Here is a 22955-nt window from a genome sequence, read left to right as displayed (position 1 = left end):
TTGAAATTTTATATCATAGAGGGCAAGGGGAATACGTTCTCTTTTTTTAAATGCTGGAGGGATTGAAGAAATGGCTGAATCGAAGTACAGAACGATTTTAGAAGCAAAATCTGGAGAGTTAGAAGCATTAAAAGACAAAGCAATCAAAGACAGCTGGCAGCCGATTTATCATATTCATCCACAGTACGGGCTGATGAATGATCCAAACGGATTGATTCAATTAAACGGTGAATATCACGTGTTTTATCAGTGGTATCCGTACGGTGCGATGCATGGAATGAAGCACTGGGCTCATGTGAAATCTACGGATTTAGTAACGTGGGAACGTCTTCCGGTTGCGTTAACGCCAACGGAAGAATATGAATCGCACGGCGCATACTCAGGCGGCGCGATCGAAAAAGATGGTCAAGGGCTGCTGTTTTATACGGGGAATGTAAAATACGAAGACGGCTCACGTTCTGCTAATCAGTGTATCGCGATGCTAAACAGGGATGGAAGTGTAGAGAAATACACGCATAATCCAGCGGTACGAGGCGTTCCTGATGGGTATACAGGACATGTGCGCGATCCGAAAGTATGGAAAGAAAATGATACATATTATATGCTGCTAGGCGCTCAGCGTGAAAACGAAACGGGCGCATTAATTGTGTATGAATCAAGCGATGCGCTTCAGTGGTCATTTAAAGGCGAAGTTAAAACATCGCTTCCTGACTTTGGCTATATGTGGGAGTGCCCGGATTACTTTAAACTGGACGGAAAAGATGTGTTTGTCTTTTCACCGCAAGGAATCAAAGCGGAGGGCCACGATTTTCATAATATTTATAATGTGATTTACGCGGTGGGAACATTTGATGTGGAAAGTTTAACGTTTGAAATGGAGTATTACCGTGAAATTGATAAAGGGTTTGACTTTTATGCACCGCAAACGTTCCAAGATGAAAGTGGACGTCGCTTGCTGTTTGCATGGATTGGAAATCCGGACGTGGACTATCCGTCAGACGAATACGGATGGGCTCATGCCTTAACGCTTCCTCGTGAGCTTTCGCTTGAAGGAAATGAACTCGTTCAAAAGCCTGTAGAGGAGTTAAATAAGCTTCGAGATCAAGCGGTTCATTTTAGAGGAACGCTAAAAAATGAAGAAGTGATCATTGATGAAGCAACAAACAATGCATATGAAATCAATATGACGTTCCGCGAGATAGGAGCCAAACAGTTTGGTTTAGAGCTGTTTAATAGTAAAGAAGAAGAGCTTCGCCTCGTGTTTGATACAGAAAAGAAAGAAGTGCGACTCGACCGCTCTTCATTCCACCATCAATATGCAACGGAATACGGTGTGGTTCGCTCTGAAAAATGGACAGCGTCAAATGAAGTCGATGTTCGCGTATTTGTAGACAAAAGCATCGTCGAAATTTATATAAACGGCGGCAAAATTGTCTTCACTTCCCGCGTTTTCCCGAAAAAAGATTCCAAATCAGCTGTAAATGTATTTGCAGAAGGATCTGTGGACTACCGCATTGATTATTACGGTATGTCGCGTGGCATTTCGTAATTGAGAAAAGAAGCTGGGACAAAAGTGTTTTAGCCCAAGTGAAAAACGAACTACTAATTAACATGTTTGATTAGTGGTTCGTTTTTTTTATGATGGTGAATATAGTTTTATCTGTTTCGTTCCTTCTAGCAGTTGATTGGAGGGCAAGGCGAAGACTCCTGCGGGACAAGCGGAAGAGGTGAGACCCCGCAGGAGCCAAGCGACGAGGAGGCTCAGCAGCCGCCCGCGGAAAGCGAAGCCTTGTACGGAAATCAACTGCGGTGTAACAAGCGGTTCAGCTCATGTATCTCATTTGTTCGTCTTTAGGTTAGGGTCATTTCGTTATGTTTTAACCTTTTTTTGAGCTCTATAAAAATAAAATACAAATACATGAAGCAACTAAATGAGGAATAGCTGCAATAATAAAACGTTTCATCCATTCTGTATCCTCTCGCTGCCGGACCGGGGTAAAGTAAGGTCCTCTCGTTTCAAATCGAAATGCGTCCAGTAAGGTTACGAGTGCAATTGCCGTAAGTAATATGCCAAGAGGGCCTGAAATATAGTAAATATACTGCCAGTTGCCTGCTGTAATAGAAATGATAATCACAATAATTAAAGATATAATGCCAGATATTAATCCTGTTTTCAAACTCAAAATCTCCTTACATCCAGTTTTTGCTTATCTATTTTACCATAACCGAATGAAGGTTTGTATATACGGCTCGGGGCGGATATTTACTTCTTAATTAACCTTCTATGTAAGTATCTTCTCGTATAAAATGAGTTTCCTAGCAAAAGCAGTGTCCCTAGAATCCAGCCGGCTGCAGGGGAATAAGGAAAGATATTTTTTATGCGTCAATCTGAGCGTTTCTTTCCTGTTTATCACGCAGTTGCATCACCATACTCACAAATCCAACGCTTACGATGATGATTGCCGCCGTTAAAAAAGTCGTCTGAGCACCTGCAAGCTTTACGACCATGCCTCCAAGAAGAGGAGCAGTAAGTAAAACGGCACTCGTTAAGGTGTTAATGAATCCGTACACTTTTCCGAGGTGTTCCTTGTCGCTATATGCTTGAACGATATAGTTAAACAGCAGTAAATTAAGCCCAACTCCGGCCCCTCCAATAGGTGCAGCAATCAAAATAAAATAGCGTGACATAACGGCTGGGTTAAAGCAGCTAATGAAAAATAAAGCCCCTCCAAATAGAAGCAGTCCAAGTGATAAAAGCCTAAATGGATGATGAATGTGTTTTTTTCGATTAAGATACACTCCTGTTGCTAGCGCTCCTATCCCGATTCCAGAAAGCAGCCAGCCGAGCATTTCCGGGTTATGAGGGAGCACATCTCGAAGAAAGATGCTAATTTGAGCGTCAACAAGCATGACGACAAAGTATGAAACGTGAAACAAAACAACGACACGTAAAAGAATCGGGTGCTGAAAAACGAGTTTCCAGCCGTTTGAGTACGATTCTTTCGCTTGATGGGAAGAACGAGCAGCTTGCCCTTGAATATTTTCACCTGCTTTTTTAAGTGAAAACATCACGCCGATAGAAATCATACAAGCTGCGGCGTTAACTAAAATACATACTTTAGGCGTTGTAAACGTCAGCGCGGCGGCTCCGAGAAACGGTCCCACAACTTTGGCAATTTGAAACATAATGTTTTGTAAAGTAGAGGCCTGCAGCAGCTGGTCTTCTTTGACCACTTCTCGAACGTAAGCGAGCTGTGCGGGCACTTTCATAACAGAACTCATCGAGCGCAGCGTCAGCACCCCTAGTGCCAAAAGCGGTTCATTTGTGAAAAATAACAGACATGTGAACAGAAGACGGACTAGTTCAGACAGAAACATCAGCTGTACTTTATCGTAGCGGTCTGCTAAATTTCCTGCTGCTTGACTTAGCAGGATGCTAGGCAAAGCGTACGCAACAGGAATAAGCGTAACCCATAGGGAATTTGCGTGCCACACGTATGTAAAAAGCGTCATCACCGCAAACATATCAAATAAATCTCCGAAGCTTGCCGCAGTGCTTGAAATAAATAATTTTTTATAAGAAGAATTAGCAAACAGCTTTTCTTTTTTCAATACCTTCATTCCTTTATGTGTTGTTCGTAAAAAATAATCGCCTCTTCAATAAATTGAAGGACTTCGCTGTCAATAGGATAGAGATTAAGTGAACTGGATGCCTCAGGAGATTTGCGAACATCCCAAAAGGCTTTCTCTAAATCGGTATGAGGGCCAAATAGCTCACTTGATAAAAGCAGTATATCCGCCGCAATTAGCTGGCCATCTTCAGACTGAGGTGAACGCTGATGCTTTAAGCACAGCTGAATTCGTTTAATGATGCTAATCCATTTATCAGCACTCTCATTCTCCAGTTTAGGCATATCACGCTGCAGAATCTCACTTTCTTCTATTGAAAGCGAAAGCAGATCAGTCCAGCTGCTTTGTGTAGTAGGCTGATTGTGAACTAAAGGAAGGAGCTGCTTCCAGTTTAATTCACCTTCTATTTTTATACTGTTGCGAAGAGTGTAGGTGTGTTCTAAAGCTCGCTGAATCTCTGAAGCTTTTTGCTGAAGTTTTTGCTGATGAATCGCTAGAAGTTCATCAATACTCACTTGATGAAGAATAAGTTCAATATCTCGCAAAGGAACGGCTAAGTTTTTTAAAAGAGTAATTTTCTCTAGTGTGACTAGGTCTGTTTCTGAGTAGGACCGCTTTCCATTTTCGGCTTTTGACGATGGATGAAGCAAGCCGATTTGATCGTAGTAACGAAGCGTACGCACCGTAAGCCCTAATTTTTTAGCGGCTTGCCCCGTAGAAAAATAAATCATGTATAATCCCTCCAAAAAAATGCTTGCAGGTAACGTTACGTCACCTTTTACACTGAATATATGTAAAAGGGAGGTGAAGTAAATTGAAACAAAAAAATCAAGGATTATGGACAATAAAATCATTTGTAATTATGCTGGTCGTCACGTTTGTTGGTGTGCCTATCTTAATTGAAGGCATATTGCAGGATGCTTTACATTCCCTGTTTAAAAATGATCTTTATGCTGGAACAGCTACTGGGTTTGTTATGACAGCTGTGTTTTTATCAGCTCTGTATGGGCTGATGGTTCAGGCTGGTGATAGAAAAATTGGTTTTCAATCGTTTTCAAAACGGCACTGGCCGCCCATTCTTTTTTGGCTTTTTGTGCTGATCTTAGGAAGTGTGGCAATTGTTGTGCTGATGGAATGGTTTGGTATGACGTATGAAAATAAAAAAACAGCCAGTTTACAGCATGACCTTTCGCTGTTTTCATTTATACTTGCTTTTGTTTCAGCTGCTGTAATCTCCCCTTTTTATGAAGAGATTATCTACCGAGGATTTTTTTATACATGGCTGAAACGTAAAGGAGGAATTGTGTTTGGATTAGTGGGAAGTTCGTTTATCTTTATGCTAGTGCATATTCCAACGTACAATACCTTGCCCGTTAACTTTTTATCAGGTCTCGTGTTTGCATGGGTGTACGAAAAAACAAAGTCGCTGCTTCCGAGTATGATCATTCATGCTTGTTTTAATGGAATCGCCGTTATTTTAACAGCGGCAGCTTAATGTAGTTTCGATAACGAGTAAGCTATGATTTATCTTACCATATTATGTCTACTGAAGAAGCGAATTACAAAAAATAAGCAGAAAATGAACCAAAAAACGGCTAGAAGCACTGCCTGTTCCTAGCCGTTTTTTGTATATGCACGCACACTTGAGGCTTGTCTTAAAGTGGACGTTAAGGTGTATGATAATAGTGATTATAAACAGCAATAAAAAGGAGAGGGTATCGATGCAATATCGAAAGCTTGGAGAAACAGGTCTGGAAGTATCAAATTTATGTCTAGGTACTATGGCGTTTGGACGATGGATTGACGAAAAAGCGTCGGCAGCTATTTTACATAGCGCCATTGACAACGGAATTAACTTCATTGATACAGCCAACTATTACGGAAAAGGGCAGGATGAAGAGTTTAGATATGGCACAGGGGAATCTGAAGACATAATTGGACGTGCGTTAAAAGGAAAAAGAGATGATGTGGTGCTTGCGACAAAAGTCGGAATTGCCGTAGGAAAAGGCAAAAACGATGAAGGTCTTTCGCGCAGTCATATTATGAGAGAAGTGGATAATCAGCTGCGACGACTGCAGACGGACTACATTGATCTTTATCAAGTTCATCTTTTTGATCCGAATACACCTATGGAAGAAACGCTTCGCACGCTAGATGATTTAGTTCGGCAAGGAAAGGTCCGTTATATTGGCTGTTCCAATTATGCCGCATGGCAAATTGCAAAGTCTCATCATATTAGTGACAACATGAACCTTGAAAAATTTATTTCTGTTCAGCCTCAGTACAATCTTCTCTCTCGTGAAATTGAACAAGAGCTCCTGCCGTTTAGTCAATCTGAAGGTGTAGGCGTCATGGTATACAGTCCGTTAGCGCGCGGCATGCTTTCAGGAAAATATAAAACACCAAATGACGTGCCGCCAGAAAGCCGCGCTGCGCATGGTGAAAAGCTGTTGCGAAACTACTTTACCGACCGAAACTTTCAGCTGGTGGAGCAGTATCGCAAGTTAGCAGAACAAAATGAAGTAAGCTTGTCTCAGTTTGCTCTTGCGTGGGTGCTAAATCAGCCCGCTGTAACATCAAGCATTATCGGAGCTAGTAAATTGCATCACGTAACAGATGCGGTTGAAATCAGCGATTGGACCTGGTCAGAAGAGCTGTTGAATACCGTAAATTCACTGTATTAATAAAAAGTCCGCAGGTGCACCTGCGGATTTTTGTGTTTAAATTTTAATTTCTTTTTGCATTATTTTTGCTTCCAGCGAGTCGTACAAAGCGAGCTTATAGTTAATTTGTTCAAGGTATTTAAACGTTTTGGCCATTTCTTCTTCTACCGCCTCTTTATGATGAAGCATCATGTTTTTTCGTTCTTTAATCGTACTTTCGCCTTGTTTATAGAGCTCTACATAGCGCTTGATTTCTGCAAGCGGCATGCCCGTTGAGCGAAGAGCTAAGATAAAACGGATCCATTCAACATTTGTATCATTATAGAGGCGCTTTCCGTTTTCATCACGTTCTATAAAAGGTAGGATTCCTTCTTTTTCATAGTAGCGTAAAGTTGGTGCGGAAAGCCCGGTTTTTTTATTCATTTCTTTCATGCTATAAGACAAGATTGTTCACTCCCACTTGTGAATCGTAAAGCTTACTTTAAGATATATGATAATCGATAGTTGAACGTCTTATCAAATTCTTTTTCGGTTGTTAAAAAATATGGAACTTTTATACAGTTTGTCCGTAATAACAAGTAGACAATAAGAAACTTACTGTAATAGGTTAAGTAAAGGGGATAGAGTAATGAAAAAAGTAAAATGGATTAGTTTTATACTGCTGCTAATTTCAAGCGGAGTGTTTTTTATCAATCATCAGTACGCCATTTTACTAGCGGCTTGGACCGTTTACGGAATGGCTTTATCAATCCTGGTTTATTTCTTTTCATACGGCATGAGTGATTCAAATCAGGAATAAAAACCGTATACGCGTTTCTTATTGTCTTCAAAATAAAAGCAGAAAATGAAAGGATGGAAGAAATGGGAGAACTTTTTTGGATGATTTTGTTCGGAGCGTGTATTTGGGTACCAATAATTTGGAATAAAATTGCGATTGGCAAGCGCATCGCACACGAAGAAAAGAAAGCCGGACGTGATTTAACAGGGGAAATCAATCCGTTTACCGGAGGAAGAATGTAAATAGGCGTAAAAAAGAGGCTGTGACAAAAGTATTTTCGTTGAATGAAGATCCGAATGATGAATCGAGATTCTTAATGCAGAATCAACGTCGTTCGGTTTTTTTATTAGTATGGTGAACGTAGGTGTCATGTATCATGTATATAGTAGCTTCTAGCTGTTGATTGGAGGGCAAGGCGAAGACTCCTGCGGGAAAAGCGGAACAGGTGAGACCCCGCAGGAGCGTAAGCAACGAGGAGGCTCACCGACCGCCCGCGGAAAGCGAAGCCTTGCACGGAAATCAACAGCGGTGTAACAAGCAGTCCAGCTTATTTATCCCATTTGTTCATCTTTAGGTTAGAGTAATTTTGTTATGTCTCAGCCTCTTTAATTAATAAAGAAAACAATAGTTTAATTTTGTAATCAATAGTATAATTAACCATATTTATTTTAGACAGAAAGGCTGATGAAAAAGTGTCAACATTCTTTTTAGCCGGCATGGTACTTGTGCTGGTGATGATTATTTTTTCGCGTACGCTGTGGGTGCCCAGGGGAATGGTAGAACGTCTCAGCAAGAAAAAGTGGTTTCAAAACCACTGGCTGAGCGGAGGCTATTTGTTTGGCATTAATGCTTTATATTTTGGTACTACGATATTTTTACTCTATCTTCTTATGTTTACAGATATCCCTTATTTACATCTTGTTCTTATGTTTTTAGCGACGATTGTAAGTATTTTCACGTGGAGCGCTTTTAGTACAGCATGGACAGGGTCATTTAAAAACCGTCTTAAAATGGCTTTAACAGGAAGCAGCTTTTATTTAATATTGGCATTGATTATGGTGATCCAGTGGCTAAGCGTTAAGCCTCTGTATCCCAATGAAGATACGTTTATGCGAGCTTTAGGATGGATGCTTGGCTTTTTCGTTTCAGCCGTTGCTTTTAGTATATGTTTTATCTTCACTGCGTTTCTTGGAAAACGTTCAGCACGTGTGTAAGGATATCATCCGTTTATTAACGTTCTTTTCTAGTTAACTACTATTGACGAAAGCAGGGGTAAACGTGATTCGAGAAATTTTAGCTTCCGATGCAGCCGCTTTTTTAGCGTTAAATAAAGAGCTTGATCGAGAAACAGCGTATATGCTGTACGAGGAAAATGAGCGTGCGACTACGCTTGAACAGCAGAAAAAAATGATTACAGCTTTTTTAAAGATGCCGAACTCGACCATTTTAGTGGCGGAACAAGACGGCCAGCTTGTCGGACATTTATCTGTGATTGGCGGAAGTGTTAACAGAAAAAAACACAGCGCATACTTAGCTATTGGCGTGCTTCAATCTTATGGAAACCGGGGCATCGGCACTTCGTTGTTTAAGAAAATGGAGAGATGGGCAGAGCAGAGCGGCATTAAACGAGTAGAGCTAACGGTTATCACACACAATGAACCGGCCATTTCGCTGTATAAAAAGATGGGTTTTGAAATAGAAGGGAAAAAAGTATGTTCACTCGTTGTAGATGAAAAATCAGTCGATGAATATTATATGGGGAAGGTTTTTGAAAAAACGTGCTTAAAGGAGAAATGAAAATGGAAACGACGGTTGTTCAGTTAAATGAATGGGTGGTAAAGCTTCCTAAAAAGCTTGAAGTATTATCTGAAGCAGCGGCGTCAAACCGTCCCGCGCCTAAGAAGTGGTCACCAAAAGAAATTGTGGGGCACTTATGTGACTCAGCCATTCACAATTTACAGCGCTTTATCAACGTGCAGCATGAAAAAAAACCCTTTGTCCTGACGCCTTACAAACAAGATGAATGGGTAGAGCTGCAGCATTATCAAGCTACGCCTATGGAAGAAATAGTTGCCCTATGGCGCAGTTTAAATAAGCAAATTGCTTCCGTTCTTTCGCATATACCAACAGAAAAGCATATGTATCAATTCGAATTAAAAGATGGAAAGTTCGTTTCGCTTGAATGGTTGGCTAAAGATTATATCGCTCATTTAGAGCATCATATCAAGCAAATCGATGCTCAAATGCCGCTAGGAGGCAAAGAGGATGAAAAAAGAACATAAAAAAGAAGAATCTCAGGTGAAAGTCGATTTGAGAGCAGGCCGCGCCTATGGTGATCATGAATACATAGGATCTTCGAAAAAGGGCGTGCTTCTTGCTTTGTTACCAGTTCTGATCATTGCCGGAGGTATACTGTTTCTGATGGTAAAATGATAAAAGCCGCATTATAGCGGCTTTTTTTCATAGAGGTGCTGGGTTTTGCTTTCTTCGGGATTGTTGCGGCTTTCTAGAGTGGAAAAGCCTGCGTGTTCTGCGACTATTTTAGCTGCGGAAGGAAGCGTTTCGACTCTTTCCCAAGATTCTGGATTCCACAGCTTTGATCGCTTGAATGCTTTGCTGCAGTGGAGAAAGCATTCTTGTACTTCGACGCCGATAGCGAGCAGCGGAGCTTTATTGTGAACCGCCATTGTTTCAAGAAGCGCTTTTTCTTTTACAATGCAAGCTTTGCCATTAATCCGCAGCGTTTCTTCTATGCCTGGAATCAAAAAAAGCAGTCCTATTTGAGGATTAGATAAAATATTTTCCAATGAATCTACTTTTTGATTGCCGCGCCTCTCTGGAATCAACAGCCTTTTCTCATCGACGACTTGTACAAAACCAGGGTGATCACCCCGCGGAGAGCTGTCGCAAATTCCTTTATAATCAGCTGTAGCAATGATAACAAAAGGGGAATGTTTAATAAATTCCCGGCAGTGTCGATCTAAATAAGGAATTATTTTTTGATGCGCCAATTTGTTAGGCGTGCCGACTATACGGCGAAGCTCTTCTTTCGTTTTTACTTGTTCTTTAAAGTGACTGTTTTTCATTCCTCTTTTCACTCCTACTGTATGCGTATACTGAAAATACCATTTTTATATATGAAATACTATATTTTTATATTAAAAAACAGAAAAATCAGTATATTCAAATGAAGTAGAAGTGTTATAACGCTAGCTTCGGTCTTTTTTTAAATTTTTGATTGCGTTATCAAATATGTCATTAACCGTTCTCATATGTTCGCTGACAAGATGATTCGAGTCTTTTTCTCGCTGGCGCATGTCTTTTAACAAATCATCCATATCATCTAGCAAACTTTGAAAATACTCATCTTTTTGTTCTTCTTTCATTGTGGAATCGTCCATTTCATCAAGCTTATCGAGCTTATCTTCAATTTTTTTGAAGTATTCATCTCTCAAGAGTCTCACCTCATTTATAAAGTAGCTTTCTGCTTATTGTATGCAAAATGTTTGTTTGCATGAGTAAGAAGTAGAAAGGGTATAAAGAAAAAAGAGTCTAAAAAGCTCATTTGCATCTTAGTAGGTTACTTTTTAGTTCCCATATTACTTTAAAGTGCGTACTTTTTTTTCGTGTTTGTATGCTTCATAATAAATTTTGTCAGGGAATAATAAGACATTTAATAAATTGATTATACGAATCAAATTCTAAAATAGAGGTATAAAAATTTCAGGAGGTTTTATGAATATGAGAGAGATACTGCAAGGAAAACTAGGTTTTGGAACGGCACCACTGGGCAATATGTATCGTAATATTCCAGAAGAAGAGGCCATCGCGACGGTCGATGCTGCTTGGGAAAGCGGCATCCGTTACTTTGACGCAGCTCCTCTTTACGGAGCTGGCTTAGCCGAGATGCGCCTTGGTGAAGCCCTGTCAAAAAGAAAGCGCGATGAGTATGTGCTAAGTACGAAAGTAGGTCGCGTTATTTCAGATGAACTAGAAGACACATCTTCACGTGATATGGGAGAAAAAGGCGGGCTTTTTGAATTTGGCCGTAAAAATAAAATTATCAATGACTACAGCGCAGATGCAACTCTTCGTTCGATCGAGCAAAGTTTAAACCGTTTGAAAACAGATCGCTTGGACTTTGTGTATATTCATGATGTCGCGCAAGATTTTTATGGAGATGAGTGGGTAGGACAATTTGAGTCTGCTCGAACGGGCGCATTTCGTGTGCTTACACGCTTGCGTGAAGAAGGAGTTATTAAAGGATGGGGACTTGGAGTAAACCGAGTAGAACCAATTGAAATCATGCTGGAGCTGGAAGAAGCAAAGCCGGATGTCTCGTTGCTAGCTGGCCGTTACACGCTGTTAGATCATGAACGTGCGCTGCAGCGAGTGATGCCCGAAGCCGTAAAGCATAATATGGACATTGTTGTCGGCGGACCGTACAGCTCAGGCGTTCTTGCTGGAGGTACACACTTTGAATATCAAAAAGCATCTCCAGACATTATGGCAAAAGTAGAAAAAATCAAAGCAATTGCAGATCGTCATCAGATCAGCATTAAGGCTGCTGCTGTCCAGTTTTCACTGGCTAATCCAGCGGTTGCTGCTGTTATTCCCGGCGCTAGTCGTCCGGAGCGTATTGCAGAAGACAAAGCTGCATTAAACACCGTCATTCCGGCAGCCTTCTGGGAAGAAATGCGTGAACAGAAGCTTGTAGCGGCTCACGCACCGCTGCCAATAAACATTAAATGAAGGTAGAACGGTAAATAGTAAGTAGAAAAAGAGGCTGAGGCAAAAGTATTTTAGACGAAGTGAAAAACGAACCATTGATCAAAATTTTTGATTAGTGGTTCGTTTTTTTTGTTAGGGTGAACGTAGGTTTCACCTGTTTAGATCCTTCTAGCAGGTGATTGGAGGGCAAGACGAAGACTCCTGCGGGAAAAGCGGAACAGGTGAGACCCGGGAGGAGCGGAGGTGACGAGGATTCTCATCGGCCGCCTGTGGAAAGCGAAGTCTTGCACGGAAATCAACTGTGGTGTCACAAGCGGTTCAGCTCATGTATGCCATTTGTGCGTCTTTAGATTGGATTCATCTCGTTATGTCTCAGCCTCTTTTTTTGTTTTGAGATAGGGGTTTGTAATATATTTAGTAAGAAATGGTTAAATACGAACAATTTATATGAATAATATTAAAATATTCGCTTTTTGTATTGAATAAACATTTTGTATTTGATACATTTAGAAAGTGAAAAATATTGCTCGTATATGCTTGGAAATATGGTCTAAGTGTCTCTACCTAGTTCCCATTCAAAGAACTGGACTACGAGTTAAAGTATAAAAATGTTCGGTTTATCCAGACACAAGCTTTATTTCATGCTTAATTTTTTATACTTTGACTCTAAAAAACGTAGACGTTCTAACATGCTCTAGTTTTTTTCTTTTGTCCGATTATCGAGTGTATGAAACAGCAAAATGAAATGGAGTGAAAGTATTAATCTATGAAAAACAAGATGTTAAAAACAGGGGCTTTATTTACTATTGGTATGGTTTTACTGCTATCTATACTTGCCGGGTGTAATTCAGCTTCAAAAAAAGAAGCAGGAGATAAACAGAAGCAGAAGCCTATTATTGTTCAAGGGCCGATGCCGATAGAAGCGCAGAAATTCGCTAAAAAATTAGAAAATGTAAAAGAAGAAAAGTCAGGGAATTTTGTTTTTTACAAAGGAACTGTCGATAATTATCCAGTCATCGTGGTTAAAACGGGAAAAGGAATGGAAAACACGGCAGCTGCTACAGCGATAGCTATAGAAAAATACCATCCTAGAGCAATTATCAATCAAGGAACATCAGGTGGACATGATGAAAACCTGAACGTGTTTGATATTGTATTAGGGAAGCGAACAACGAACATAGGCTCCTTAAAAACAGGCGATAAAAAAGAAGGCGAAGGAATGGATCCTGCTGCGTGGAAGCCGATGGATTTGATGGCTTCTGAAGGAAGCGCTGGAGAAGATCCTGATGCTGAAAAAGCTCGTTATTATGAAGGAGACAAAAAGTTACTTGCGGCTGCAAATGCAGTAAAAGATACATATAAAAAAGGTAAAGTGGTCGAAGGAACGATAGGATCAGCGGACACGTGGAATAACGAAGTGGATCGGATTAAGTGGTTTCATACTAAGTACGGGACGTCTGTAGAAGAAATGGAAGGCGCAGCGGCAGCACAAATTGCAGGAAGCTATGACGTTCCATTCTTAGGTATCAGAGTGCTGTCTAACAATAAAGTAAACGGTGGAAAATATAATCCAAACACAGCAGCTGCTTGCCAAGACTATGTTTATGAAGTAATTAAACATTATATCAGCACAAACGCTAAGTAAATCTTTCTTTAAAAAAGCATCAAAGCTTTTGTTTCTCTAACAAAAGGCTTTGATGCTTTTTTCGTCATGTCTATAGGGATTTACTGTATTTACGCTATCAAAATTTTTAAAATAAATGGATTGGTAAATTTAAAGTTTATATAACTCTTCATACTTTTGCGTCAAATAATTAATTAACGGCTGAGCATCAATTCTATCTATAGAAAGATCAGTTAATATCTCTTTTGGCGTCTTTAGTTTTCCATGCTGGTGGATATGATGTTTTTGCCAGTCTGCTATAAGGGATAGATTTTGACTCGAAATGATTTCATCAAAGTCAGGATGGTCTTTAATTACGGCTTCTCTTAGCTGAGCTGCATAAATAAATCCTAGATTGTAGGAAGGGAAGTAGCCAAACGCTCCTCCGTACCAGTGGCCGTCCTGCAATACTCCGTCACGGTCTGTTTTTGGTTTGATTCCTAAGTATGCTTCATATTTTGCATTCCATGCGGAAGGAAGATCCGAGACGCGAAGCTTGTCAGCGAATAAATCTCTTTCTAGCTCGTAGCGGATGATAATATGCAGCAGATAAGTAAGGTCATCTGCTTGCAAACGAATGAGAGAAGGTGTGACTTCATTTAAGGCAAAGTAAAGAGTTTCAAATGAAATATTACCGTAGATCGCAGGTTCTAACTCTTTGAATAAGTGAGCGTGATTTCTCCAAAACCCTTCATGTTTTCCAATGATGCGTTCCCAAAAAAGAGATTGAGATTCATGCAGTCCCATAGACGTGTATGCGCCTAACCCTGTGTCAAGCAAGTCAGGGCTAATTTGCTGATTATAAATAGAATGTCCGCCTTCATGTAAAAACATAAAAGCTGCCAGTTTTACATTGTGTTCGTCGTATCTCACTGCAAGCCGTGCGTCTTGAGGATGAATGCCTGCACTGAACGGGTGGGTCGTGGTGCCAATTTGGCCGGACTTAAAGTTATAGCCAATCGCAGTTAGCAGGTGTCTTCCGAGCTTCTGCTGATTTTCGATCGAAAACGGCTCGTTGAGAAATGATGTATCATGTGTAACCGAGGAGCGTTTGATTTTTGTCAGCAAAGGAAGAATAGCATCTTTAATTTGTTGAAAAAGCGAGTCAATGATTTCACTAGAAACGTCGGGTTCATATTCTTCTAAAAGCTGTTCGTAAGGAGCAAGGTGAGGATTACGGTAATTGGCAAGCCTTTTTTGCACATGAATCAGCTGCTGCAGGTTGTCTTCGACGAGCTTAAAGTTATTTTGCTCTCTAGCCTGTGCCCAAAGAGCATGAGTAGAAGCTTTTAGAACGGAAAATTGATAATAGTCTTCCAGTGGTACAGTGGAAAGCTTTTGATAGATGTTCCAGTAGTGCTGTACTTGTTTTTGCTGTAGTTGACTTAGGTTTTGTTCTTGAAGCTGCTGCAACTCTTTTGCGAAGGCTGGATCTGTTTGGAGCAGGTAAAGCTCTTTGGAAAGCGTGCCTTGAATGGTTGCGTGCTGCTTTTGACTGTTAGGGGGAGCAGATGTTTTTGCGTCCCAGGATAGGAGAGATAAAGCTTGTTTGTAGTGTTCGATCGTTGCAATATGTTCTTTAGTATGAAGACGGATGGCAGAGTTCATAATATCCTCCTTTAGATAAAACACTTTACTTATAAACATACTAAGAATTAAGAATTGAAACAAGACAAATTGAATCAGTAATCGTAAAGAAATAGTTTAATTTTGCTAATTTCACAAACAAATGGAAAGGTGATAGGATGGTTTATATTCCTACTAACCTTACAAAAATAGTGGGTTTTTAAAAAGCGATTTTAAACATTGGGGGAATGACGTTGAAACAGGTTAAGGTGAAATGGTTATTATTTATTGTGATTGCTTTATTTGTTGCCGGATGCAGCAATAATCAAGTAAGCTCAGGAAATAAAAGCACCAGCGCGGCCCAAAAAGACGGAGGTACGCTAAACATTGCGTTTCAAAGCGAGCCAACGACTTTAGATCCTCAGATTACGGGAAATTCTTCGGTGAAAGACGCGGCACGAAACATTTATGAAGGACTCGTTATTTTTGATAGCAAAGGCAATGTAGAACCTGATTTAGCAGAAAAAATTGATATAAGCGATGATAAAAAAGTCTACACGTTTCAGCTGCGAAAAGGAGTAAAGTTTCATAACGGAAAGGAAATGACGGCGGATGATGCAGAAGCTTCGATTAACCGCTGGATTAAGCTTTCTTCACTCGGCAAAACAAACTTTGTTGGGGCACAAGTCAAAAAAACGGGAGACTATACGGTTGAGCTTCATTTGAAAACACCAAACGTGAATACGCTGGCACTACTAGCAGATCCGATTCCGGCAGCCGCTATTTTTCCAAAAGAAATTATCGAAAAAGCACCTGCTGAAGGAGCTACTGAGTTCGTTGGCACTGGTCCATTTAAAGTGAAAGAATGGAAAAAGAATCAATATATCACGCTAGAGAGATTTAAAGATTATTCTTCGAAAGGACGAAAAATCAAAAAGACTCCTCACGTAGATGAAATCAAAATTAGTTTTTTAAGCGATGAATCTACTAGAATTTCAGGCATTACAGCCGGACAGTTTGACATTGCATTAGGTGTTTCAAGCGACAATGCTTCTCAAATTGAAAGTACGCAAAACGTTAAGAACAAGCTGGCTCCAGGCGGATTCATTGGTTTATTTTATAATACGCAAGAAGGATTCTTTAGCGATTTAAATGCTAGAAAAGCCGTAAATGCCACGATTAATGCAAAAGATATTTTATCAAGTTCATACGGCGATTCCGATTATTATGAACTGACTTCATCGATTGTGAATAAAAAGTTTCCTAACTATTACAGTGAAGCAGGAAAAGAAGAGTACAATCAGCATGATGAAAAGAAAGCAAAAAGCTATTTAAAAAGAGCTGGATACCGCGGGCAGGAACTGCGTCTTTTAACTTCACGTGATTATCAGGATCAGTACAATACGGCTGTTATCGTGCAGCAAGAGCTTGAAAAAATTGGTGTGAAAGTAAAGCTAGAAGTGTATGACTGGGCAACGTTTACAGATAAAGTAAATGACCCTAAAGCATGGGATATTTACCCCGTAGACTGGGCGGCGCGTTCAACCATTTTCCAAGGATTTTGGACGTCGGGAGGAGCTCCGGTTGAAAAATCAACAAAATACTTAGATAAAATCAAAGCGGCTGCTTCTGTAAAAGATGCACGGCCAGCTATTGATGCTACACAAAAATACGTATGGGATGAGCTTCCGTTTACGTTAATTGGTCATAAAGTCAATATTAACGCCGTATCTACACATGTAAAAGGCTATGATTTCAATTTAGGTCCTGTATTTTATAACGTGAGCGTGAATAAATAACATATATTAAAGAAAGTTACGAAAGACCCTTTGCCGGAAAGCAAAGGGTCTTTCGTTTATCTATTCTTCACGCCGCTCATCAGTAAAAACAAAGGAATACGCATTCGACGCTCGTAAGTTTCAGCGCTGTCGAAATGTTCTTTTTGAGGACATGCTTCTTTTAAATTTGTAACGGTGAATCCGCTTTGCTGCATCAAAGAAAAGTACTCTTCAAGCGTGCGATGATACTTTTGAACGTATCCGCCCATCCAGTGCTGCTGACGGAATCCCGTTGAAAAGTAGTTATCGACCGTCCAGTTTGTGCGCAGAGCGGAAGGCTGCAAAGTGGAAGTAATGATTGGGTGTTCCACAGAAAAAATAAATCTTCCTTCAGGTTTGAGTGCTTGATTTACTTTAGTGAAAACGGAGGCTAAGTCTTCCATATAGTGGAGAGACAGTCTTGCGGTAACTAAGTCGTAGGTGTCACGAGGTGGAGTATAGTGCTCCATCGATTTATGAATAACTTTTGCATTTGGATAGTTTGAAAGCTGTTGCTGAGCTGCGTTTATCATATTGATCGAGCCGTCTACTCCGGTATAAGAGAAACATCCCTGTTCAAGAAGCTCCACGCCAAATCCAGCGTTTCCGCACCCTAAGTCTAAAACGTCTGCATCTGTAACATCACCTAGAAGCTGTGAAATGACCGGTTTTTCAATCGTATCGTTGGCATTTTCTTTTTGCTGCCGGCGTTTTGTATAGGCCAAAAACGTCTCGTCATTATCGTAAAATTCAGCTCCTGTTGAGATCTTCAACTAAATCAGCCTCCTTTATGCAAAGTACCTTATTATAATCATATATTCAAATTATTTACAATGATTTAAATAGATATGGAAATGGTGTTTTATTTTGGAGATAGTGCTATCATGTGGAGTAACCGGCTTGTACACGTTTATGGAAGATAAGTCTAAAAGCTAAGAGTTGAGTATAGAAAAGGTCAGTCTATGCGTAACTCTTAGCTTTTGCTTTGAAGTCGTAAGGAACCATTTGTTTTTGGCGTCGGTCTTATTTCGGTAACTTTTCAACAATTGCTGCGTCTATTTGCTGAGATAATGCGCTGCTAATCTCTTTTTCATGCTCTACTTTTTCTAAAATGAGCTGCTTATTACCTGTCTTGATTTTTAACATCGTACCTGAGTGGATGGAGAAATCATCTCGCAGCTTTTTAGGAATGGTAAGTCGAAAACGTTCATCAATTTTTCGAGATTGAGCCGTAAATATTAAAGTCGTTTTTTCACCGAAATTCATTTCGTATTTTTGAATCACAATGTTATTTTCTTTGTTAATAAAAAATTGAACCTCCATGTTTGCATCCAATTCGACTGACGTTAAAAGTTCAGAAGTGAGCTGAATCTGCCGTCCGGTTAATGTTGCATAATAAGGAGGAGGCGCCCCAGGTTTTTGTGAAAGCGCTATCGTTTTTTCGTCTCTTTTTTTCATAACAATTTGCTGTTCTACTACGTATAGTTCTACATAATCAAATGGCTTAAGTTCATAGTCATCTCGCAGGGATCTTGGAATGACTATTCTACCCATATGGTCAATTGTTCGAATGAAGATATGAGAAGGAACGGGGACATTTTCATCATGATGATCAATAATAATCCAATCATCACAGCTCCGTAAAAGAACTTTGTCGTTCGTCTCGAGTTTCGTTAGTTGCATAAACAAAGAAGGAAGGGATACTCTTCCCATTTCGTCAATTATACACTCTTCTTTTTTTGTACGCATCTTGCTACTTAATCCTTTCTAAAAACATTTTAGATGGGGTATGTTACTTAAATTACACAGCATTTATTTCTTTGTCAAATGAAGCAAATGAGTATTTATTCATCGTACAGATTGCGAAATACAGGAAGTTTAACCGGGTTCAGTAGATGCACATGTGTCTCGTGTAAAGAATAATAATCTGAAGAAAACAGCTAATCTATTAATTAAAAAAAACATAGAAATAGAAGTGTTTTTCTTTCTTTTGGTTTTATTGTAGGAAAAAAAACCTTAAAAAGAGGTAGTATCTTTTTTAAAAAGAGTAGATAGAGGTTTTTAAACAAAAAAATACAGCGGAATTCAGTCTGAATAATGAATAGATTTATGCATATTAAGCCAAGAAAAAAATTTCACGCAACGCTTTTTTTACGCCTTTTGGGCTCAAGTCATAGTTAAAGGATAAAGAAAAAAGCTCAAACTAATGAGCTTTGAGCTGGTTTTATCGTTTTTCAACCAGCAGTAAGATGAAGGTAGCAAGCGGTCCTAAAGCAAGAGATAATAAGAACCAGTTCAGACCGGTTCGATTTTTACCTTGCGCTAATCCGGCATTAATTAGAGCCAGCGTTCCCCATCCTACAACGTATTGATTATCCATATGACACCCCGCTAATATTATTTCTTTATATGATTAACAAATTTTATATTAGCATAAATATCCATATTTTTGATTGGAATTCCTGAATTAGGTGGAAAAGCGGTGAATTTCTTCATGAAACAAAATTCCTGTTTTCCTCCACTCAGTGAAGGTAGTAGTGAATAAGAGAAGGGTGCACGTAGTACACGTGAACGTACTGAGGGCGATGATAGTGAAGCTGATGCATATATTGATTCATAAGCCTTTGAATGGCGTCGTACACATTGGGCGGATAGCCGTAATAGCCGTGATGAATCCCAACTCGAAGCAAGGAAACGGGAGGCGTGTTATTGTTTTTGTACATTGTTCGGTACTCTTCTGCGCGTTTAACCTTGCGCAGCTGCTCCGCCCGCCGCCGGCGCAGCTTTTCGCTGTCCTAGTTCTTGATCGAGTATAAAAATAGCTGCAGGGTTATTTTGAGCAATTTTTAAGCGGTCTACAATTGTCTGAGCCTGAGCTTCTTCGTCGACTTGTTCTCGTAAAAAGTCCTGCACGATGACTAAAGTTTGAGGGTCATTCGCTTGGCTGATAAATTGAAACGCTTGACGATAAGAATTTGTGACGAACTTTTCATGCTCCAATACTTTTTGAAACGTTTCTAACGGTGTTCCAAACTCACTTGGCTGAGCAGGTAAAGAACTTAATTCAACCGTTCCGCCGCGGTCAACTAAATAGTCAATAAGCTTTAGCATATGAGTGCGTTCTTCTTCAGACTGCAGACGCAGCCAGCTGCCCATTCCTTTATAGTTTAATCGATTCATATAATTAGACATAGCTAGGTACAAAGTCGAAGAGACGTGTTCAAGTTGAATTAAGTTATTGAGCAGCTTTTGAATTTGTTCGTTCATATTTGTTATTCCTCCTTAGGGAAAGGGTTTCTTTCGTATACTCCCTGCAACCATCACGTTTTTTACGGTGAAAGAAATCTACAGTGATACTATATGTCACTTCTTTGAGTAGGTAACTTGCCCATCCTTTATTGGTGCTTCTTACTTACATATAAGGTTTGTATAATATAGGAATAAAAGTAGTTTTAAAGACTCTTTTTTTAGGTGGTTAAAATTACTATGTTCTATTTAACCAATTTAGTGATAAAATTGTCACTCTGTGCAATTTTAATTGGTGTGAAGGAGTCAGAAAAATGAATATGCAACACGTATTAATACCTGGATTTGAAAAGCTTGCGAGCTTTGTTTTCTGGTATCCATTTATTATGTCTTTATTTTGGATTGCAGGTACGCTTATTTACATACGCTATCGGGACCGGGATCCTAAAGTTGATTTTTCAACAATTGACTGGCCGTTAGTGAGCTTTTTAGTGCCTTGCTATAATGAAGAAGAGACGATTGAAGAAACGCTCAAGCACCTTTTGGCGTTAGATTATCCGTCTAAAGAAATCATCCTTATTAACGATGGAAGTACGGATGGAACGGCTGATATTTTAAAGAAAATTAGCAGAAATCATCCTGAAGTTCGTGTGATTCAACTTTATGAAAATAAAGGGAAAGCCAATGCGTTACATTTAGGTGCGCACGCGTCTAAAGCTGAGTTTTTAATCTGCTTAGATTCCGACGCTATTTTAGATCAAAACGCTCCGTATTATCTAATCCATCATTTTCTTCATAAAGGGGAACGGCTTGGAGCCGTCACCGGAAATCCGCGCATTCGAAACCGTAATACGCTACTGAGTCGCATTCAGCTAGTTGAGTATTCTTCTATTATCGGTTCTATTAAACGAACACAGCGAATTTTAGGAAAAGTAATGACGGTCTCAGGCGTAGTAGTGGCTTTTCGAAAGAAAGCACTTGTGGACGTCGGACTGTGGGATCGTGACATGATTACGGAAGATATCGCCGTGAGCTGGAAGCTGCAGCAGCGCTTTTGGGATATCCGCTATGAACCGCGGGCATTGTGCTGGATGCTTGTGCCCGAAACCTTAAAAGGAATTTGGAAGCAGCGAGTACGCTGGGCTCAAGGCGGGCAAGAGGTAATGCTTCGCCACTGGAAAGTGTTATTGAAATGGAAGCAGCGCAGAATTTGGCTTGTATACCTAGAGCAGTGGATTAGTACCTTTTGGTCATTCGCATGGCTGTTTGTGACTATCATGCTGCTTGTTACGGCGAGCAGCCCTCAAGACATGCTGTTTTGGTTTACGTTTACTTCATTTTCCCTTGTGTTTATGAGCTTAATTCAGCTGTTTATTGCGCTGAAAATTGATTCGAAATACGACAACGTGAAGCGGTATTACGTATGGGCTGCATGGTACCCAGCGCTTTACTGGATTGTGAATACGATTGTGGTAGTGGGCGCATTTCCTCGTGCTATTAGATCTAGAGTGAAAGGAGGCTATGCTACATGGAGCAGTCCAGACCGCGGCTTAACGAAGAGCAAATCTTGATTCAAGCCAAACAGCCTCTTGCTCGCTTAGTAATAAGCATCATTGTTTCATCTGTTTTTTGGGTGTATTGTGCCGTTGTTCTTTGGTTTTTCCTTTCAGCTGTTATTGGCGTAAATGATCGTTACAGCGGGGTATTAAAAATTGCGTTCAAAACGACGAACGGCGAGATTCGAACGTTTTTAGTAATTGGACTTATCATTTTTTTCTTCTTTTTTCTAGCTCTGTTTTTATGGAGATTCTACAACAAAAAGAGATTTGGAAGCTTGAACCGACGAAAAGAGCCGGCGTATACGAGTATTAAAGATTTAGAGCGTCTTGAGCTCTTATCCAAGGATCAAATTCAAGAGCTTCAGCGTGCACAGTACATCGAGTTTGATGTTAATCCGTTGAAACATACTGAGGAGAGGAAGCACGCATGAAGAAATATGTATTCTTTCTTTTGATTGCGGCAGCGGTAGTTGGCTTTATCTTCTTTAAAGTAGTGAACTGGGAAGACAAGGCGAAAGCAACAACGACCGTGGAGCCAGCGCTTGAGACGAACGGATGCTTAGGCTTAAATTATCATCGCGTGCGTAAGCATAATTGGTTTAATCGAGTTGTCAGCTCAGTTACAAAGTCTGACGAACTGACGGAGTACAGCGTCTACAGCAATGATTTTGAACATCAGTTAAAAAAGCTGAGGGAACTTGACGCTACGTTTGTTACGCCAAAAGATATTGAAACGTATAAGCAAAAAGGCACGTTTCCAAAACGCTGCGTTTGGATTTCATTTGATGATATTGACCGTACCGTGTATCAAAACGCGTTTCCAATTTTGAAAAAGGAAAACATTCCGTTTACGCTATATGTAATCGCAGGACAAGTGGGAGTAGAGGACTTTCAAAATTTAAATATGGCTTCGTGGAGTCAGCTAAAAGAAATGAAAGACAGCGGCCTTGCGACAATCGGTTCGCATACATATGATATGCACCGTTTAGAAGAAGACAAGCCTTTATTTCTGACGCCTGCTAAATACAGCGCGTTTGCTGAAGATTTACGAAAAAGCAAAGAAACGATTAAGCAACATTTAGGAGTAGACCCCGTTTACTTTGCTTATCCATACGGTAATACGAATGATGACGTAGCTAAAATTGTGAAAGATGCTGGTTTTCACCAAGCAGCTATCCTAGCGCCGCACCTTATTACAAAAGATAACGATCCGTATTACCTTAATCGAATTGTTGTATACAATAAAACCTTTCAAGACCTTATTCTTCCGTGGTTGACACGTACAAGCTCGTAAGAAGAAAG

28 protein-coding genes and 1 riboswitch are annotated in these 22955 nt (G+C 40.0%); of the genes, 16 read left to right on the top strand and 12 right to left on the bottom strand.

What is annotated here, in order from left to right:
- Positions 1 to 70 precede the first annotated feature (70 nt).
- On the top strand, positions 71 to 1549 hold the full coding sequence (locus U9R83_RS19205) for a glycoside hydrolase family 32 protein (protein WP_328575392.1): 1479 nt from the start codon (positions 71 to 73) through the stop codon (positions 1547 to 1549).
- A 346-nt stretch (positions 1550 to 1895) separates the two neighbouring features.
- On the opposite strand, the gene U9R83_RS19200 is transcribed toward U9R83_RS19205, so the two are convergent.
- The 3 genes from U9R83_RS19200 to U9R83_RS19190 form a co-directional block, all read right to left on the bottom strand.
- Entirely contained in the window at positions 1896 to 2177 is a 282-nt protein-coding gene (locus tag U9R83_RS19200) for a hypothetical protein (protein ID WP_014458710.1), read from the bottom strand.
- Between the two features lie 199 nt (positions 2178 to 2376).
- On the bottom strand, positions 2377 to 3621 hold the full coding sequence (locus U9R83_RS19195) for an MFS transporter (protein ID WP_328575391.1): 1245 nt from the start codon (positions 3619 to 3621) through the stop codon (positions 2377 to 2379).
- Complete coding sequence (locus tag U9R83_RS19190) at positions 3618 to 4361, bottom strand: MerR family transcriptional regulator (protein ID WP_328575390.1); 744 nt, start codon at positions 4359 to 4361, stop codon at positions 3618 to 3620. The genes U9R83_RS19195 and U9R83_RS19190 overlap by 4 nt, the downstream gene beginning before the upstream one ends.
- A gap of 83 nt (positions 4362 to 4444) precedes the next feature.
- On the opposite strand from U9R83_RS19190, the gene U9R83_RS19185 reads away from it, so the two are divergent.
- Positions 4445 to 5125, top strand: coding sequence for a CPBP family intramembrane glutamic endopeptidase (locus tag U9R83_RS19185; protein WP_328575389.1), 681 nt, complete (start codon positions 4445 to 4447; stop codon positions 5123 to 5125).
- 226 nt (positions 5126 to 5351) lie between these two features.
- Positions 5352 to 6314, top strand: a complete 963-nt coding sequence (locus U9R83_RS19180) for an aldo/keto reductase (protein WP_328575388.1) — start codon at positions 5352 to 5354, stop codon at positions 6312 to 6314.
- 36 nt (positions 6315 to 6350) lie between these two features.
- On the opposite strand, the gene U9R83_RS19175 is transcribed toward U9R83_RS19180, so the two are convergent.
- Positions 6351 to 6737, bottom strand: a complete 387-nt coding sequence (locus U9R83_RS19175) for a MerR family transcriptional regulator (RefSeq protein ID WP_013058539.1) — start codon at positions 6735 to 6737, stop codon at positions 6351 to 6353.
- 184 nt (positions 6738 to 6921) lie between these two features.
- Here U9R83_RS19175 and U9R83_RS19170 point away from each other — a divergent pair, with 184 nt between their 5' ends.
- From U9R83_RS19170 to U9R83_RS19140, 7 genes are all read left to right on the top strand, one after another.
- Entirely contained in the window at positions 6922 to 7092 is a 171-nt protein-coding gene (locus tag U9R83_RS19170; protein ID WP_176551730.1) for a hypothetical protein, read from the top strand.
- 62 nt (positions 7093 to 7154) lie between these two features.
- Positions 7155 to 7313 (top strand): hypothetical protein, encoded by a 159-nt coding sequence (locus U9R83_RS19165; protein WP_181170510.1) that lies wholly within the window; start codon positions 7155 to 7157, stop codon positions 7311 to 7313.
- A 157-nt stretch (positions 7314 to 7470) separates the two neighbouring features.
- The gene (locus U9R83_RS19160; protein WP_014458717.1) at positions 7471 to 7605 is read left to right on the top strand and encodes a hypothetical protein; all 135 of its coding nucleotides are present in this window, start codon (positions 7471 to 7473) and stop codon (positions 7603 to 7605) included.
- Positions 7606 to 7763: 158 nt separating this feature from the next.
- Entirely contained in the window at positions 7764 to 8285 is a 522-nt protein-coding gene (locus tag U9R83_RS19155; RefSeq protein WP_014458718.1) for a hypothetical protein, read from the top strand.
- A gap of 64 nt (positions 8286 to 8349) precedes the next feature.
- On the top strand, positions 8350 to 8868 hold the full coding sequence (locus tag U9R83_RS19150) for a GNAT family N-acetyltransferase (protein ID WP_328575387.1): 519 nt from the start codon (positions 8350 to 8352) through the stop codon (positions 8866 to 8868).
- A 2-nt stretch (positions 8869 to 8870) separates the two neighbouring features.
- A complete protein-coding gene (locus U9R83_RS19145; protein WP_014458720.1) occupies positions 8871 to 9353 on the top strand; it encodes a DinB family protein in 483 nt (160 codons plus the stop codon).
- A complete protein-coding gene (locus tag U9R83_RS19140) occupies positions 9337 to 9504 on the top strand; it encodes a hypothetical protein (protein ID WP_014458721.1) in 168 nt (55 codons plus the stop codon). The genes U9R83_RS19145 and U9R83_RS19140 overlap by 17 nt, the downstream gene beginning before the upstream one ends.
- Before the next feature lie 11 nt (positions 9505 to 9515).
- Here U9R83_RS19140 and U9R83_RS19135 read toward each other — a convergent pair whose 3' ends face one another.
- Both U9R83_RS19135 and U9R83_RS19130 read right to left on the bottom strand, forming a co-directional pair.
- Positions 9516 to 10157, bottom strand: a complete 642-nt coding sequence (locus U9R83_RS19135; protein ID WP_014458722.1) for a pyridoxamine 5'-phosphate oxidase family protein — start codon at positions 10155 to 10157, stop codon at positions 9516 to 9518.
- Positions 10158 to 10280: 123 nt separating this feature from the next.
- Positions 10281 to 10535, bottom strand: coding sequence for a hypothetical protein (locus U9R83_RS19130; RefSeq protein ID WP_223546214.1), 255 nt, complete (start codon positions 10533 to 10535; stop codon positions 10281 to 10283).
- Positions 10536 to 10812: 277 nt separating this feature from the next.
- Here U9R83_RS19130 and U9R83_RS19125 point away from each other — a divergent pair, with 277 nt between their 5' ends.
- On the top strand, positions 10813 to 11823 hold the full coding sequence (locus U9R83_RS19125) for an aldo/keto reductase (RefSeq protein WP_115654705.1): 1011 nt from the start codon (positions 10813 to 10815) through the stop codon (positions 11821 to 11823).
- 486 nt (positions 11824 to 12309) lie between these two features.
- Positions 12310 to 12413, top strand: a riboswitch (purine riboswitch).
- A 155-nt stretch (positions 12414 to 12568) separates the two neighbouring features.
- Positions 12569 to 13447 (top strand): 5'-methylthioadenosine/S-adenosylhomocysteine nucleosidase, encoded by an 879-nt coding sequence (locus tag U9R83_RS19120; protein ID WP_115654704.1) that lies wholly within the window; start codon positions 12569 to 12571, stop codon positions 13445 to 13447.
- A gap of 129 nt (positions 13448 to 13576) precedes the next feature.
- Here U9R83_RS19120 and U9R83_RS19115 read toward each other — a convergent pair whose 3' ends face one another.
- The gene (locus U9R83_RS19115) at positions 13577 to 15073 is read right to left on the bottom strand and encodes a carboxypeptidase M32 (RefSeq protein ID WP_226555001.1); all 1497 of its coding nucleotides are present in this window, start codon (positions 15071 to 15073) and stop codon (positions 13577 to 13579) included.
- 206 nt (positions 15074 to 15279) lie between these two features.
- Here U9R83_RS19115 and U9R83_RS19110 point away from each other — a divergent pair, with 206 nt between their 5' ends.
- Positions 15280 to 16830: an ABC transporter substrate-binding protein gene (locus U9R83_RS19110; RefSeq protein WP_140451090.1), complete on the top strand. Its 1551-nt coding sequence runs from the start codon at positions 15280 to 15282 to the stop codon at positions 16828 to 16830.
- 56 nt (positions 16831 to 16886) lie between these two features.
- Here the strand turns inward: U9R83_RS19110 and U9R83_RS19105 are convergent, their stop codons facing one another.
- The 5 genes from U9R83_RS19105 to U9R83_RS19085 all read right to left on the bottom strand — a co-directional run bounded on the left by U9R83_RS19105 (position 16887) and on the right by U9R83_RS19085 (position 20115).
- On the bottom strand, positions 16887 to 17621 hold the full coding sequence (locus U9R83_RS19105; protein ID WP_115654701.1) for a class I SAM-dependent DNA methyltransferase: 735 nt from the start codon (positions 17619 to 17621) through the stop codon (positions 16887 to 16889).
- Positions 17622 to 17871: 250 nt separating this feature from the next.
- Positions 17872 to 18597: an AbrB/MazE/SpoVT family DNA-binding domain-containing protein gene (locus U9R83_RS19100; protein WP_014458730.1), complete on the bottom strand. Its 726-nt coding sequence runs from the start codon at positions 18595 to 18597 to the stop codon at positions 17872 to 17874.
- Between the two features lie 475 nt (positions 18598 to 19072).
- Complete coding sequence (locus U9R83_RS19095; RefSeq protein WP_014458731.1) at positions 19073 to 19228, bottom strand: hypothetical protein; 156 nt, start codon at positions 19226 to 19228, stop codon at positions 19073 to 19075.
- A 142-nt stretch (positions 19229 to 19370) separates the two neighbouring features.
- Complete coding sequence (locus U9R83_RS19090) at positions 19371 to 19571, bottom strand: hypothetical protein (protein ID WP_014458732.1); 201 nt, start codon at positions 19569 to 19571, stop codon at positions 19371 to 19373.
- A 22-nt stretch (positions 19572 to 19593) separates the two neighbouring features.
- Positions 19594 to 20115 carry a ferritin gene (locus U9R83_RS19085; protein WP_014458733.1) on the bottom strand — a complete coding sequence of 174 codons (522 nt, stop codon included), beginning with the start codon at positions 20113 to 20115 and terminating at the stop codon, positions 19594 to 19596.
- 293 nt (positions 20116 to 20408) lie between these two features.
- Between U9R83_RS19085 and pgaC the strand changes: the two genes are divergently transcribed.
- The 3 genes from pgaC to icaB are packed head-to-tail and all read left to right on the top strand — an operon-like array spanning position 20409 to position 22947.
- Positions 20409 to 21665 (top strand): poly-beta-1,6-N-acetyl-D-glucosamine synthase, encoded by a 1257-nt coding sequence (pgaC, locus tag U9R83_RS19080; protein ID WP_014458734.1) that lies wholly within the window; start codon positions 20409 to 20411, stop codon positions 21663 to 21665.
- Positions 21623 to 22084 carry a poly-beta-1,6-N-acetyl-D-glucosamine biosynthesis protein PgaD gene (gene pgaD, locus U9R83_RS19075; RefSeq protein WP_014458735.1) on the top strand — a complete coding sequence of 154 codons (462 nt, stop codon included), beginning with the start codon at positions 21623 to 21625 and terminating at the stop codon, positions 22082 to 22084. Before pgaC ends, pgaD begins: the two co-directional genes overlap by 43 nt.
- Positions 22081 to 22947 (top strand): intercellular adhesin biosynthesis polysaccharide N-deacetylase, encoded by an 867-nt coding sequence (gene icaB, locus U9R83_RS19070; protein ID WP_226701571.1) that lies wholly within the window; start codon positions 22081 to 22083, stop codon positions 22945 to 22947. Before pgaD ends, icaB begins: the two co-directional genes overlap by 4 nt.
- Positions 22948 to 22955 lie beyond the last annotated feature (8 nt).

The organism is Priestia sp. LL-8 (genome assembly GCF_036227845.1).
Taxonomy (GTDB): Bacteria; Bacillota; Bacilli; order Bacillales; family Bacillaceae_H; genus Priestia; species Priestia zanthoxyli.
The sequence above is the reverse complement of the archived record's forward strand: the minus strand, read 5'-3'. Positions and strand labels throughout refer to the sequence as shown.